This window comes from Mycoplasmopsis bovis PG45 (assembly GCF_000183385.1).
Classification (GTDB): domain Bacteria; phylum Bacillota_I; class Bacilli_A; order Mycoplasmatales; family Metamycoplasmataceae; genus Mycoplasmopsis; species Mycoplasmopsis bovis.
This window is the reverse complement of the sequence record NC_014760.1, coordinates 969035-983680: the sequence shown is the minus strand read 5'-3', so window position 1 is coordinate 983680 and position 14646 is coordinate 969035. Positions and strand designations below refer to the sequence as shown.

Annotated in this window: 15 protein-coding genes, 1 tRNA gene, 1 other RNA gene and 1 pseudogene; 12 read left to right on the top strand and 6 right to left on the bottom strand. The window is 29.8% G+C overall.

Annotation, left to right across the window (positions count from 1 at the left end; translation table 4 throughout):
- Window positions 1–4: 4 nt before the first annotated feature.
- Window positions 5–400, bottom strand: a complete 396-nt coding sequence (locus MBOVPG45_RS04290) for a hypothetical protein (RefSeq protein WP_013955092.1) — start codon at window positions 398–400, stop codon at window positions 5–7.
- A 17-nt stretch (window positions 401–417) separates the two neighbouring features.
- Window positions 418–512: signal recognition particle sRNA small type (gene ffs / locus MBOVPG45_RS04390), an RNA gene on the bottom strand.
- A gap of 83 nt (window positions 513–595) precedes the next feature.
- On the opposite strand from ffs, the gene MBOVPG45_RS04285 reads away from it, so the two are divergent.
- The 4 genes and pseudogenes from MBOVPG45_RS04285 (at window position 596) to MBOVPG45_RS04270 (ending at window position 4246) form a co-directional block, all read left to right on the top strand.
- Complete coding sequence (locus MBOVPG45_RS04285; protein WP_013456532.1) at window positions 596–1555, top strand: LacI family DNA-binding transcriptional regulator; 960 nt, start codon at window positions 596–598, stop codon at window positions 1553–1555.
- Between the two features lie 141 nt (window positions 1556–1696).
- Window positions 1697–3021 (top strand): annotated as a pseudogene (locus tag MBOVPG45_RS04275) (Mbov_0838 family PARCEL repeat surface lipoprotein).
- Between the two features lie 75 nt (window positions 3022–3096).
- Window positions 3097–3258, top strand: a complete 162-nt coding sequence (locus tag MBOVPG45_RS04950; protein ID WP_255762788.1) for a hypothetical protein — start codon at window positions 3097–3099, stop codon at window positions 3256–3258.
- A 22-nt stretch (window positions 3259–3280) separates the two neighbouring features.
- The gene (locus MBOVPG45_RS04270) at window positions 3281–4246 is read left to right on the top strand and encodes a DDE-type integrase/transposase/recombinase (protein WP_258408981.1); all 966 of its coding nucleotides are present in this window, start codon (window positions 3281–3283) and stop codon (window positions 4244–4246) included.
- 66 nt (window positions 4247–4312) lie between these two features.
- On the opposite strand, the gene smpB is transcribed toward MBOVPG45_RS04270, so the two are convergent.
- The 3 genes from smpB to MBOVPG45_RS04255 form a co-directional block, all read right to left on the bottom strand.
- Complete coding sequence (gene smpB / locus MBOVPG45_RS04265; protein ID WP_013456623.1) at window positions 4313–4759, bottom strand: SsrA-binding protein; 447 nt, start codon at window positions 4757–4759, stop codon at window positions 4313–4315.
- 52 nt (window positions 4760–4811) lie between these two features.
- The gene (locus MBOVPG45_RS04260; RefSeq protein WP_013456465.1) at window positions 4812–5126 is read right to left on the bottom strand and encodes a thioredoxin family protein; all 315 of its coding nucleotides are present in this window, start codon (window positions 5124–5126) and stop codon (window positions 4812–4814) included.
- Window positions 5127–5248: 122 nt separating this feature from the next.
- Window positions 5249–7216, bottom strand: a complete 1968-nt coding sequence (locus tag MBOVPG45_RS04255) for a DNA topoisomerase subunit B (RefSeq protein WP_013456063.1) — start codon at window positions 7214–7216, stop codon at window positions 5249–5251.
- A 234-nt stretch (window positions 7217–7450) separates the two neighbouring features.
- Between MBOVPG45_RS04255 and MBOVPG45_RS04250 the strand changes: the two genes are divergently transcribed.
- The 6 genes from MBOVPG45_RS04250 (at window position 7451) to MBOVPG45_RS04225 (ending at window position 11765) form a co-directional block, all read left to right on the top strand.
- Window positions 7451–8872: a DUF2179 domain-containing protein gene (locus MBOVPG45_RS04250; protein WP_013455998.1), complete on the top strand. Its 1422-nt coding sequence runs from the start codon at window positions 7451–7453 to the stop codon at window positions 8870–8872.
- Between the two features lie 21 nt (window positions 8873–8893).
- Window positions 8894–9466: a protein adenylyltransferase Fic gene (fic, locus tag MBOVPG45_RS04245; RefSeq protein ID WP_013456206.1), complete on the top strand. Its 573-nt coding sequence runs from the start codon at window positions 8894–8896 to the stop codon at window positions 9464–9466.
- A gap of 124 nt (window positions 9467–9590) precedes the next feature.
- Complete coding sequence (gene prfA / locus MBOVPG45_RS04240) at window positions 9591–10667, top strand: peptide chain release factor 1 (protein WP_013456073.1); 1077 nt, start codon at window positions 9591–9593, stop codon at window positions 10665–10667.
- Window positions 10667–11389, top strand: a complete 723-nt coding sequence (prmC, locus tag MBOVPG45_RS04235) for a peptide chain release factor N(5)-glutamine methyltransferase (RefSeq protein WP_013456388.1) — start codon at window positions 10667–10669, stop codon at window positions 11387–11389. Before prfA ends, prmC begins: the two co-directional genes overlap by 1 nt.
- A gap of 45 nt (window positions 11390–11434) precedes the next feature.
- A complete protein-coding gene (locus MBOVPG45_RS04230; protein ID WP_235684185.1) occupies window positions 11435–11662 on the top strand; it encodes a phosphopantetheine-binding protein in 228 nt (75 codons plus the stop codon).
- 28 nt (window positions 11663–11690) lie between these two features.
- A tRNA-Trp gene (locus tag MBOVPG45_RS04225) sits at window positions 11691–11765 on the top strand.
- 58 nt (window positions 11766–11823) lie between these two features.
- Here MBOVPG45_RS04225 and MBOVPG45_RS04220 read toward each other — a convergent pair.
- On the bottom strand, window positions 11824–12726 hold the full coding sequence (locus tag MBOVPG45_RS04220; RefSeq protein WP_013456246.1) for a DegV family protein: 903 nt from the start codon (window positions 12724–12726) through the stop codon (window positions 11824–11826).
- Between the two features lie 61 nt (window positions 12727–12787).
- On the opposite strand from MBOVPG45_RS04220, the gene tapR reads away from it, so the two are divergent.
- Window positions 12788–13390, top strand: a complete 603-nt coding sequence (gene tapR / locus MBOVPG45_RS04215; RefSeq protein WP_013456019.1) for a TyrS-associated PheT N-terminal domain-related protein TapR — start codon at window positions 12788–12790, stop codon at window positions 13388–13390.
- 10 nt (window positions 13391–13400) lie between these two features.
- Window positions 13401–14636, top strand: a complete 1236-nt coding sequence (tyrS, locus tag MBOVPG45_RS04210; RefSeq protein ID WP_013455959.1) for a tyrosine--tRNA ligase — start codon at window positions 13401–13403, stop codon at window positions 14634–14636.
- The last annotated feature ends 10 nt before the right edge of the window (window positions 14637–14646 follow it).

Below are 14646 nucleotides of genomic sequence, written 5' to 3'. Positions count from 1 at the left end.
AATATTATAATACCATATTATTATCTTTAGGTTTTGCATATTTTTTAAACACAACAAATTTAAAGAGCAAAACAAGATTGTTTATGTGTACAAACTGTGCAATAACTAATGAAAAAATAATAGAAACTCTTGCAGACACAAGGTCAGGTGCTGAATAGTAGTTTCTGTAGAAAAGTCGCATTGTAATAGTCATTAATCAAGGATATAAAGCACAAGAAGAAATTATTACTATAACAATTAATACGCTTATGTGCCTGTATCACAGGCTTATTAGGTTTTGCATTCTGTATCATTCTTTTTCTTTTAAAGTAAAAAAGTAAAAAACTTTTACTAAAAAAGTTATAAGCATAAGAACAGTTAAAAATGTTAAGCCGACTGTTTCTGATGTTTTAATATCCATATAAAACCTCACGATGCTTTTTAAAAAGCTGGCGAACATAACACTTCTTAATATGGCTGCTACATCTCTGTCCTGACCAGGTTATAAGGTTGCTATTTCACCAGCTTTTTAATTATAACAATAAACATAAATATGATGAACAATAAAATTTTGTGAGATGTTTTCATATTTATTTTTTTTACTATAATAAGTATTATGAAAAATTTCTCTTACAAAGACATAGCTAGATTAGCTCACGTTTCAATCAGTACTGTGAGTCGTTTTTACAATGGTGGATATGTATCAAAACAAACTAAGTCAAGAATCCAAGATATAGTTACTAAGTATAATTATTATCCAAATCATGGAGCTAGACTAATACGTGGTAGTGATAATTCAGTTTTCATTATTATGCCTGAACAGTCTCCAAACTACTATCAATCAGTTGTTTTGGGCATTAGTCAACAAGCTAAAGTGTTTAATGTTAAGACACTTACTATTTATGCAGGTCATGATTTGGAAAAGTACATTGAAACAGTGAGATATGTTTTATCTTGAAAGCCATGAGCTGTGATTTTCTTTTTACCTAATAACAATCAAAATGCTATTCTTGATTACATTGCTAATAATGTTAATGAATGCACAACATTAGTTTATCCAACTACAGATAAAAGGGTAAATAATATAGCAATAGACTACACAAAGGCATTTTATGATTTAACTACCAAATTTTCATCATACATAGACAAAAACGAAAAGATTGCCTTTGTAGTTGATTCAAAGCTTTCAGAAGCAGAACAAAAGCAAAGAAGCGATGGATTTGAAAGATTTTGTCGTGAAAACGGAATCAATCAACTAAAAATTGAAGTTGATAATAGAAGTGAAAAAGCCACAGTTGATTTTATTAACTTTGTTTATAAAAATAATATTGTCAATTTAATCAATTCGACACATGAATCTTTTATAACGCTAGTTGCATCAAAAGACAAAAATCTAAGACTAACTGATATTGGATATACATCAATTTATGATTGAAAGAGCAACTATAAATGTAAGATATTTATTGATTACCACTTGCTAGGATGTCAAATGTTTAAAATCCTTACAGATTCATCATATTCAAACTCTAAAATTAGTAGGAAGTTTGAAAGTATTTCAATTATTGAAAAACCATAAAAGCCTATAAAACAGCAACATTAATAAAAAAGTCAAGAGCTATAAATTAAAATAGGAAAACAAAAATAGACATTAAATTTTTATTTTTTACAAAACTATTACAATAAATAAACTATATAAATAAAGGAAGTTATTCTCAAAATGAAGAAAAAAATTAAAAAGTTTAATATATTTAGTTCGGTGTCATTTTTACCACTTATGCCATTAGTTGCAGCTTCTTGTAAGAAAAATGATAATGATGAAAAAATTCAAATAATAAATAACGAATCTAACCCGCAAACTTCAAAACAGATGACCCCCCCCCCAATTCTCATGGTGATCAAAGCAAAGATGATTCAAGCAATGTAGATAAAACAACAGATGCTAAAAACAATAGTGAAAAGTCGGAACCAACTGTTACACCAAAAGACCAATCAGATGAATCTAGATCTGAAGCTGGCAAAAATGATAATGTTAATACAATCCCAATGAATAATGATGAAGAAAAGAAATTAAAAGAGGAACAAAAGCTAGATCCTGTTCTTCAAGAAGTATTAGATATATGAAATAAAGATTTTAAAAATGATATTTGAAAAAAATGATCTTATGGGGAAATCTTTGAAAAACTTAAATCTAAATTTCCTAAAAATAACCTTCAACTAGTCAGTGAACCAAATACTAAACCTAACCCAAATTCTAATTCTACAAATCCTCCTTTTGTTGTAAAACTAAATAATTCTAACGACGAACTTAAATTGCCATTTGGCAAGGTTTGACCTATTTCTTCAAAAACTAAATACAAGGGCGACGAAGCAATATCAATTGGTTATAATGAAGATGGTAAAATAGAAAAATTTAAGCAATCTACAAATAAAGTTCCAGAACATCTTCCTAAATTTATTTCTTCCCTAGAATCAGCGTTTGAAGATTCAAAACAAGAAAAAATTGAAAATTTAGACAAATGAGATACATCAAATATTTCTAATTTTAGTACTGTATTTTATAATGCAAATAAATTTGATCATGATATTAGTAGATGAAAAACAGATTCTGCATTATTAATGATTGAAATGTTTTCTGGTGCAACAAATTTTAATCAAGACATATCAAAGTGAAATACATCTAATGTTACTGATATGGAAGGGATGTTTTGGGAAGCAACAAATTTTAATCAAAATCTTAATTCTTGAAATGTTGAAAAAGTAACATCAATGAGAAATATGTTTTCAGATACAAAAAACTTTAATAGTAATTTAGACAATTGAAAACCTAAAAGTATAGAAACTGTTAATGGAATGTTTGCCAACTCAAACTTTAATAAGTCATTAAAACCATGAGAAAGCCATTTACCTACTGGAAATTTTAATGCAGAACAGTTTAAAAAAGATGATGATAAATTAGATGATAATAATTTACCTGAAAAAATTCTTAGGTTATTAAATGAATATAGAAAAAAGGTAAAAGCAAGTAACAGTCAAATAAAATAGGATAAAAAAATGGACTCGCAGTACAAAAAAAGCAGACATCAGCAAATTTGCTGATGTTTTTTGTTGGAGATAAAAATGGCTAAGCAGTTAAGTGTTAATGAATGGAAATATTTGTTTGAAAAATACGAAAATATAGATCTGGGGAACTCACTAAAAAATGTTTTTTTTGAATGAAATGATGAAAATAAAAAATGTAAAACACATTTCTGACGATCAATGAAAGAGATTAGTGAATAAGTATAAAAGATATAATTTAGGTATGAACATAGAATCAATGAGCGTAAGATCACCTAAAAAAGGTAAAGGTTCCGGCAGGCCAAAAAAGATAAAATCAAATGATGAAATATTAGATGAATTTTTAAATGATCTAAATAAAGAAGATTTGATAAAGATAATAAAAATAATTTCTACAGATGACGAAATTAAGAAGATAAAAAAGAACAAATTTAAAGAAACGGTTACCAAAATAAAGAATTCATTTTCCTTTAAGGTATTGAATAAAGTTATTATGTCATTGCTTAAAATTAAAAAATCTACATACTATAAAAAGCTAAAAAAATTGAAAATGATTAAAGAAAAGAATCTTGAATTAAAGAACACCGTAGTTCAAGCTTTTAAAGAAACTGGAGGCATTTTCGGCAGAGAAAGATTGGCTGCTTATATTAGCAAAAATAAACAAATAAAGCTTAATTATAGGACTTTAGGTAGAATAATGAAAAAACTTGGACTAGTTTGTAGAATAAGAAAAGCAAAAAGAACAAAAGAATCTAAGAATGTAGCTGTAACGTTTCAAAATATTGCTTCTTGTGACTATGATGGCATATATAATGATATCTATGCTACTGATGTTACATACATACCTTCGCCAATAGATGTTGATCAAAATTTTGTATATATGTCGGCTGTTATTCATCATAAAACCAAAAAAATTTTAGGTTTTAACCTGTCTTTGTACAATAATAATTCATTGGTTATTGATAATATTAAAAAAGTTAATTTTCCCAAAAATTTTGTTATACATTCTGACCACGGAAGTCAATATTCATCTAAAGAATATCTTCAGTTAATTGAAAGACTTAATGGAAAAGTATCAATGTCAAGAATTGGCAATTCTCTTGACAATAGAGAAATTGAATACTTTTTTCAGTACTTAAAACTGAAATGTTTGAAAATTTTTAGAAAAGTGTTAAGAAAATGACGCTTAAGGAACTTGAGCGTCATCTAAATAGATTCATTGATTGGTATAATAATGGGCGAATGCTCAAGAAATTTAATGTCTATTTTTATTGTCCTAGTTTAAATATTGGCTCTTGATTTTTTGTATATATTTTTCATTGTCTTTTTTCTTTAATTCTTCGCGTTTGTCGGCTTTGTTCATACTTTGAACCAAGGCAATTTCAATTTTTATTTTAGATTTATTGTTAAAGTAAATTTTAACAGGCTTAATGGTGGTGGATGACAAACGGTCTAGTTTGTTTTTAAGACGAATAATTTCTCTTTTGTGCATAAGCAGTTTACGATCTCTGTCTTCATCCACTTTTAACAACATATATTTAGCAAAATTTGCATTACAAAGAAAAAGCTCACCCTTTTTAAAAAAAACGTATGAATTAGTTAGATTAATAGTTTGGGCACGGGCACTTTTTACTTCTCAGCCTAAAAGAGAAATGCCGACTTCATGCTTTTCAATTATTTTATAGCCATAAAGGCCTTTGCGATTCTCGCTGATTATTTTCATAACAAAGATTATAAATAAAATTAGATTAAGTTAACAAAAAAGCCCAGCGGGCTTATTTTATTGAATCTACAACATTTTTTAAGTCTTCATATGGAAGGAAGCCGTTGTGTGATACCATTTGTTTTCCATCCTTGAACACAAATCAAGTTGGAATTGAACGAACTTGAAATTGACTAGCTAGGTCTGAATTTTCATCGATATTAACACGGTAAACTAATACATTGTCTTTCTCAGCTAATTCTGAAAGTGATTCTTTAAACATTCTACATGGACCGCATCATAAAGCATGGAACACAAGTAGATAAGGTTCAGAAATTTTGCCTTCTACTGTTTCCTTGTATTCTTGAGTTGTAATTTCTTTGAGCATATTTTCTCCTTTATCATTTAGTTAAGACATTTTGTACAAAAATGCTATTTTTGACATAAAAAACAATACTTTTTTATATTTTTGATATTTTAAACTTTTTTTAAGAAAACTATATTAATATGCTAAATATCAATATTTTGAACAAATTTTGCATTTTTTTCAATAAATTCTCTTCTTGGCAAAACATCGTCTCCCATTAAAGTCGTAAACACTCAGTCAGCCTTGGCTGCATCATCAATTTGAACTTGATACATTTTTCTATTCTCAGGATTCATTGTAGTTTCTCACAACTGCTCAGGATCCATTTCTCCCAAACCTTTGTAACGTTGAATTGTTATTTTAGAATCCTGATTTAATTCTTGGAGAATAGAATCCTTTTGAGAATCATTGTATGCATAGGCAATATATTTATTTTGTTGAATTTTATAAAGCGGAGGTTGAGCAATATAAATAAAGCCATATTCAATTAGTTTTCTAAAATAACGGTAGAAGAAGGTTAATAAAAGTGTTCTAATGTGGGCTCCATCGACATCAGCATCAGTCATAATAATTACCTTATGGTATCTAAGCTTGTTGATGTCAAATGTTTCGTTTAGTCCTGTACCCAAAGCAGTTATAAGCGAGATTATTTCTGCATTAGAAAGAACTCTTTCAGGCGAAACCTTTTCAGCATTAATAACTTTACCTCTTAGTGGCAGAATGGCCTGAACATTTCTGTCCCTACCCATTTTTGCTGAACCGCCAGCTGAATTACCCTCAACGATGTATAATTCACAGATTTCAGCATTTTTGCTGGTGCAATTAGCAAGCTTACCGGGTAATGATGCTATTGAATTATTTCCCATATTTGCTTGAACAGCCTTAGCAGCAGCTTCAGCAGCCAAACGCGATTTCCTAGATTGCAGACATTTATTAATTATCTCTCTAGCATCAATAGGGTTTTCATCAAAATATCTTTCTAAAACAGGAGCTAATATTTCCCTGACAGCTGTTCTAGCATCTTTGTTATTTAATTTACCTTTTGTTTGACCTTCAAAAATCGGATCAGGGTGTTTTATAGACACAATGGCAACAAGGCCTTTTGAAGTATCTTCTTTGTTTAACCTTTCACTATCATTTTTTATTAAGTTATTTTTTAATGCATAACTGTTTATTAGTCTTGAAAGAGCATCAAAAAAGCCTTGTTCATGTGTCCCGCCTTCAATTGTCACTATGTTGTTGGTATAGGTTGTAATTCTTGGTTGAAATGTTGAAATGTATTGCATTGCAACTTCAACTGTAATTTTTGAACCTGATTTGTCAGAATCATACAAACCTTCAGCATAGATTATTGAATCATGAACTAATTTTTGTCCTTCATTAAGTTCATTAACATAATCAATAAGGCCACCTTCATAGTAGAATTCTTCAGAGGTGTTGTTAAATTCATCCACAACAACCAAACGTGTTCCCTTAGTTAGATAAGCAATTCTCTTAGCATGGTCAGTTATAGCTTCAACTGAAAACGGATGTTTTTCTAATATTGAAAAATCAGGATAAAATTTTATTTTTGTGCCTGTTTCATTAGGTTCTATGTCATTAATTATTGTCAAAGGTTGTACGGTTTGCCCACCATTTTGAAAATGTGCATAATATGTATGACCTTCTCTTTTAACCCATACATGCAAGTCTGAACTTAATGCATTAACAACAGAAGCACCAACACCATGTAGACCCCCAGAAACTTTATACGCATCTGAATCAAATTTACCGCCAGCATGTAGTACTGTTAAAACTGTTTCTACAGTTGATAATCCTGTTTGTGGGTGTTTAGCAACCGGAATACCACGGCCATTATCTTCTATTTCAATATAGCCGTCTTTGCAAATAGTGATTTTGATGTAATTAGCATATCCTGCCATACATTCATCAACTGAATTATCAACAATTTCTCAGACCAAATGATGAAGTCCTTTATCTGTGATTGTACCAATATACATTCCAGGACGAACCCTAACAGCTTCTAGGCCTTCTAGCACTCTTATACTGCTTGCATTATAACTGCTATTTTCTGTTTTTTTATCTTGGTTAGTATTTTTCAATTCTTCCATACAACCTCCAAAGATTTATACATATATGTATAAATAATATAAAAAATTATAGCAAAAAAAGCCAAAAAATGAGTGTGAATAATGAAGCAGAAATAAACTAAAGTGCATGGCAAAAACAATTTTTTAGTTTTTCCTAAAAACCCTTAATTGTTTGATTTTTATGCCTATTTTAATATAATTTATATGCAATAAAGCATATTTTTTTTATTCTTTATGTAAAGAAAGGAGGCAACAATGAGTGATGAAGTGAAAGACAAGAAATTAGTTAACGAGACTAAGAGTGATCAAGGTGAATTTAATGCAAATGAAGTTTTAAATAACAAACCAGAAAATATTGATGAAAATTCTATGATTGCTAATCAACTAGTTGATGAAAATCACAATAAAAAGAAAATTGTAGACAAAAAAAATACCCAATACAGGTACACTAAAATGTCTAATTTTGTGCTGCAATTATCTAGGTTCTATGCCTTGATGCCACTTTGAAAATTAGGACTAATAACTGCTGGATTGGCAATTCTATTTGGTGTTGTAGGTATTTTCTTAGTTAAAAACCCCGGAATTTATAACTTTGGATTAGCAGCATTTGGACAAGCTATTTCCAAAATTGTGGTAACTAGTTTGCGTAGTAATGCAAGCATTACAAAACCCATAATGAATGCAATTGACCACTCGCTTTTCTGAATTTTGTACTTAGTTTTAAGTATTCCTATATTTGTTTTTGGATGAAAGAAATTAGGAAGAGTTTACATTTTATTATCGCTTGAATTTTTGGTTCTTAGTAGCTTAGTTTCAGCAGGATTAGGTCAAATCCCTGCTTTGAACCAATTTACACTTTTTGGTAAATTCAATCACCCTGAAATTACCGAAAATATGAAGATGGCTTTAGTTAATCATGCTGGCTGAAATAGCGAAAACATTAATGACTTAATAAAATTATTGCCCCTACAATGAAATGATGGCGGTAACACAATAGTTCAAATTTTGTTCGCAATTATTTATGGTATTTTACTAGCTTACTTTTTTGCGATTATTGCAATAATCGGCGGATCTGCTGGTGTTACAGGAATAATTGGTGAATATATGTCTGTTTATAAACAAAAGAATTTCGGAACCATAAATGGATATATCAATATAATAATTATTCTTATAAGTGTTGTTATAGGTACTTACATACCAGGAAGTATGATAGCTAGTGATTTTAAGACAATTAGTGAGATTTCTGCAGTGCAAAGCTCATTAAGCAGTGCCGAATTAGCAACAGTTAAAGAAATTAGCTCGTTAAGATGACAAGCAGATTTGTATTTTTCTCCTAACTTTGTTTCAACCTACATATGTAACTTTATTTTTGTAATTTACCTTAACAATCTTTTCCCAAGGTTTAAAATTGTTCAATTTAAAGTCTACTCACATAAAATGGAAGACATTAGAAAAGCTATTATCACTGATAAAAGGACTATTAACAGCTTTACCTTACAAAATGGTGAAGGTGGTTACTCAGGAAGCAAACTGCAAATTTTATCATCTATAACGCTTTATAGACAGATCCCAAGATTAATTAAAAAAGTCAGAACAGCTGACGCAGATGCTTTAATTACAGTAAGCAATGTTGCTTCTGTTGATGGCAAACTGTATATTCCTGAACAAAAGTTCTAGTAATATAAGGTGACATAATATATGAATGATAATCTTGTTGAATATGAACTAGAACTTTTAAGGAGTAAAAGACGATGTGCTGAGCTTTGAGACCAAAAAGTCATTGATACTTTTGAAATAGGCACATTTAAATCATTGCAGCAGATACACTATTATATTTTTCAAGACATATTTCCCTTTGCTGGTAAAATGCGTGAAATTAACATTTCTAAAGGCAACTTTATGTTTGCTCCCATTATTTTCTTGAAACAAACTTTACAAAACATAGATAGTATGCCTGATGAAACATTCAAGCAAATTGTAGAAAAATATGTAGAAATGAATATTGCTCACCCATTCAGAGAAGGCAATGGCAGAGCAACTAGAATATGGCTAGATCATATGCTAAAAAACAGATTAGGTTTAACAGTTAATTGAGCAAATTTAGATAAATACTATTATTTATCTGCAATGGAACGCTCTGTTGTTAACCCAGCTGAAATAACAGCGTTACTAAAGAAGAATTTAACGGACAAAATATATGACCGAGAAACCTTTATGAAAGGAATTCAAAAGTCATATGAATATGAAGGTTACTATTTAAAAGAAGTATAATTCTAAACAATCACAGGCATATTGCCTGTTTTTTTAAATGTCTATGAACAGCAAATTTAGGTAAAGGAGAGCAAAGGGTTGAATATTTAAACAATGTTTAAATTTTCAATATAATATAAAAACTATGGAAAAGACAATGTATAAATCACTATCAGAAATAAAGCAAAGTTATTTAGAATTATTGAAAAAAGTTGACGATCCAGCTGTTATTAACAACATAAAAGAGTACTCAGCTATAAATAAAGAAATTGCTAAAATTAGGGAAATTTCAGAGAAATTTATTACATATGAAAATCTTTTGAAAGATGTTGAGCAAGCTAAATTAATGCTTGAGTCAAAAAGTGATGAAGAAGTGGAATTTGCCAAAATGATTATTGACGAAAATTCCCTTAAATTAGAAGAATTGGAAGAAAAGCTTAAAATTTTAATTTTGCCACAGGATGAAAATGATGATAAAAATATCATTGTAGAAATACGTGGTGCTGCTGGTGGAGATGAGGCTAATATATTTGCTGGCGATCTATTTAGAATGTATAACAAATTTGCTGACGAACTAGGATTTAGATTAAAAATTCTGTCAACAAACAGTGCTAATGCTGGCGGATTTTCACAAATTGTCTTTTCAATAAAAGGTGAAAAAGCATACTCAAAATTTAAGTTTGAATCTGGGGTACACAGAGTTCAAAGAGTCCCAGTTACTGAATCGCAAGGAAGAATTCACACATCAACGACAACTGTCACAGTTATGCCCGAAATTGATGACACAGTTGATATAGAGATTAAGCCTAGTGACCTTAAAATTGATGTTTTTCGTTCTAGTGGAGCAGGGGGACAATCAGTTAACACAACTGACTCAGCTGTAAGAATAACCCACTTACCAACAAATATTGTTGTCACATCACAGGATGAAAGAAGTCAAATTGCTAATCGTGAAACTGCCTTGACAATATTGAAGTCAAAACTTTATGATTTAGAAATGCAAAAAAAAGCAGATGAAGAATCCGGATATAGAAAGCTAGCTGGTCATGGTGACAGAAGTGAAAAAATAAGAACCTACAACTATCCTCAGGATAGAGTAACCGATCATAGGATTAGTTTTTCGACAAGTCTAAAGCCTATTATGGAAGGAAAGTTAACTCCTATTGTTGAAGCATTATTGGCAGAAGAACAAAACCAAAAGATTAAAGAGAGCGGATTTTAATGCCCACTATTAGTGACCTTCTCTTAGAGAAAAAGCGATATGGTCTCAAGCAGGAAATATCTGATTTAGAGTTAGAAAAAATAGAGCAAGGATATCCCATTCAGTACATAATGGGATATGTTGAGTATGCTAATGTTCGTATTAATTTAAATCACAACGTTTTGATACCTAGATATGAAACTGAAGAGCTTGTTTTTATTCTTTTAAAAGAATATTTAAAGCCAGGTATGAAAGTGTTGGATTTATGCACTGGTTCAGGATTTATAGGACTGGCATTAAAAAAGAATTTAAATTCTATTAGACTCACATTAAGTGATATTGATAGCGAAGCGATTTTGCAAACTAAGGAAAATGCTATATTAAATTTTGGCAATGATGAAAATATAGAAATTGTCCAAAGTGACTGTTTTAAAGACATAACAGGAAAATTTGATGTTATTGTTTCAAACCCCCCATATTTGACTTATGATGATAAGGATGTTGATGAATCTGTTAGCAAATTTGAACCTGCAATTGCTTTATTTTCTCCTGATTCAGGATGATATTTTTATGAAAAAATATTAAATGAAGCCAAAACATATTTAAATGAAGGTGGAATTCTAGCATTCGAGATAAACCCTAAGCACATATTTAAGTGAGAAAAAATTCCTGGAGTTAGGATACTAAAAGATATGTCTAAAAAAGACAGATTTGTTTTTATAAAATATGAAGACTTAAGGTAATTAACAAAATTATTTCGAAAACAAAAATTCTTTTATAATATGCGTATGCAAGAAAAAGATTTAAAAGACATAATGGATAGTATTCAAAAGCTAACAAAAATTAAAATAAATCCTGAATCAACTTTTCAAGAATTAAAAATTGATTCATTGTCTTTAGCAGAATTAGTCTTTGATTTAGAAGAAAAGTATAACGTAATGATTCCTGATGATGATTTAAAGAACATCAAAAAAGTGAAAGACGTAGAGGTAGTTTTTAATAAGCTTTTAAAATAATTAAGTATAATTAGCATACTTAAATTGTAGGAGTGTAGTTCAACGGTAGAACAACGGGCTTCAACCCCGTGTGTTATGGGTTCGAATCCTGTCACTCCTGCCATTTTTTTATTTTCTTGGAGTAAAAAAATAAGCCACAATGACTTATTGTTTCGACTAAATTAGCTGTTTCATAGGCCAATAAGTGTTAGTTTTTCTTTTAAAACATCAATTATATTTGTAGGGAAAATCATTAAACCTAGAACATGAGTTTCAGGTCCAGTGTGAATTTCAATAACTGGTGAAAAACTAAAAATCATTGGATCTTTTTTTCAGTAATCATAAACTATTTTTTTGTATTCATCTAAGCTCTCTTTAGAGGCTCCTTGATGAATAATTACAGGGGTTAAAGTAAATCCGGATGGAACTTTAAAGCTTTCATATTTTTGAGAAAGATTTTTTGAAATTGTCTTTTCAAAATTTCTGCCAATATTTTCCTTCATAAGTTGGCCATCTTCTCACTTGATAATAGGAACCAATTTGAGCATTCTGGCAACCAAAGCAGCTGCAGGGTGTAATCTTCCACCCTTAACTAAGTATCTATTGTATTTTGGGATCACAGATACCGAGTGCTTTCATGAAGGGTTTTCTAAATGTTTAATATACTCATCATATTTAGATGAGTCTGTTTTGAGCATATGGTCAAATCAAATAACATCTCATAAAAGAGGCATCATAACTTGCTTGCTTTGTATAACTCTAAGCTTACTAAAGTCTTTTTCCATTGTTTTTAGTGCTTGATAAGAGTTTGATAAATGTTGTGAAATAGGATAAACAAAAATAATGTCATATTCTTTCGATAAGTCTGTAAATAAATCTATTGCATATTGCATATTAAACATTGAAGACTTAACATCAGATTCTAATGTAAATTTTTCAAACAATGTATCAGATGTAATATCAACTCCATCTGCATAATTTACACCGTCAATAACTAAATTAAGGGGCAAAAAAAACCAACCTAATTTTTCAGTTTGTGCTTTTGTAAGCCCAATTGACGAATCAGTCACTATTGCATATTTCATAGCAACATTATATATAAAAACATATAAATTGAATAATTTAAAGATTTTATATAATAAGAATATGGCAATTTTATTTAATATAAACAGCAAATTCAAAAGTAATGCTATTGCATTTTTTGATACAACTATCAATGATTCACAAGCTGATTTTTATGATGATTTAGTAGTATTCCATGATGAAAAATATAACGTAGCTTCTGTTAATTTATTAAACTATAAAACAGGCACATTTGACAAAGTATTTAATGTTTTGAATGCTAAAGAATATGATGATTTGAAAAATCTAATTTTAAGTAAGAACGATAATTACAAAATAGCTAATTTAAAGCATTTTGTAATTGGAAAAATATTAAAAAGGGAAGTGCATCCAAAAAGTCAAAAATTATTTGTCTTGGAAGTTGATTTTGGCAGTAGCATAAGGCAAATAATCACAAATACTACATACACAACAGAGGGAAAATATTTTGTGTGATGCATGCCAGGGTCAATAACTGCATCAGGGTTAAAAATAACTGAAGGCGAGATATTAGAAGTTCAAAGTTATGGAATGCTGTGCAGCGCTGACAGTTTAGGATTAAACGATAGCGAAGCTAAAAAACTGGATGAATCATTACAAAGTTGTAATGATTCAAACCTAGGTGTTGACATTACAGGTTTATTGTAGCAGGAGAATTATGAATATACTTAATGATATAGAAGAGAGATTAATACTAAAAGATATAAGTAATAAGGATAAGTTCATTGGCCTTAATCCTGCAACAACAGGGGTTTATGTTGGCTTTGACCCCACTGCCGAAAGCTTACACTTAGGAAACTACATTTTGATATCTGTTTTGCTACGTTTTAAAAAATATGGCTTTAGAACTTATGCTGTTATAGGCGGCGCTACTGGAATGATTGGTGACCCATCTTTCAAAGATTCCGAGAGAGTGTTATTGGATAATGAAAGCGTTATTAACAATAAATTAAGGATAAAAGCACAACTAGAATCATTTGGGCTTGAAGTAATTGATAATTATGATTTTTATAAAGATATGAACGTTTTAGATTTCCTAAGAAATGTAGGAAAACTTGTTAATGTTTCATATATGATGGCTAAGGAATCTGTGCAAAAAAGAATTCAAAAAGGTCTTTCGTTTACAGAATTTACTTATCAATTGCTTCAGGGAGCAGACTTTTTAAAAACCTACCAAGAGTCTGGAATTAAAATTCAATTAGGTGGAAGTGACCAATGGGGCAATATTGTCACAGGCATTGATATGATTTCTAAAGTTGTTGGAGATAAACATGAAGCTGTTGGGGTAACTGTTAATTTATTAAGTGATGAAAATGGCAAAAAAATAGGCAAATCAACTGGTGGCGGAGCCTTATGAATTGATAAGACTATGTGCTCTCCATTTAAGATGTATCAATATTTATTAAGTCAAAATGATTCTAGAATCAAAGAGTTGCTATATTGATTTTCATTCAAAGATATTAATGAAATTAATGATGTTCTAGATAAGCATTTTGCTAACCCCTCAAAACAGATTGCGCAAAAATTTTTAGCTAATGAAGTTATTGAAAATATTTTTGGTTTTGATGAATTAAAGCAAGCACAAAACATAACTAAGATATTGTTTGATAAGTTATTTGATACCAGTTCTCTCAGCGTTACTGATTTAGAAATAATTGAACATTATTTACCGGTTTGCCCTATAAAACAAGGAGATTTGGTAATTAAAACACTAATAGACAATAAATTCATTGCTTCAAATAGAGAAGCTAGAGAATTTATTCAGGCTGGTGCTTTAAAATTAGATAATTGTGAAGTTAACAATGATTCAGTTTATAATCCTATTAATTTTGAAGGCAAGTATGCATTTTTTAAAAAAGGTAAAAAGCAAATTATTTTACTAAAATCAGTTTAATTATTTTACA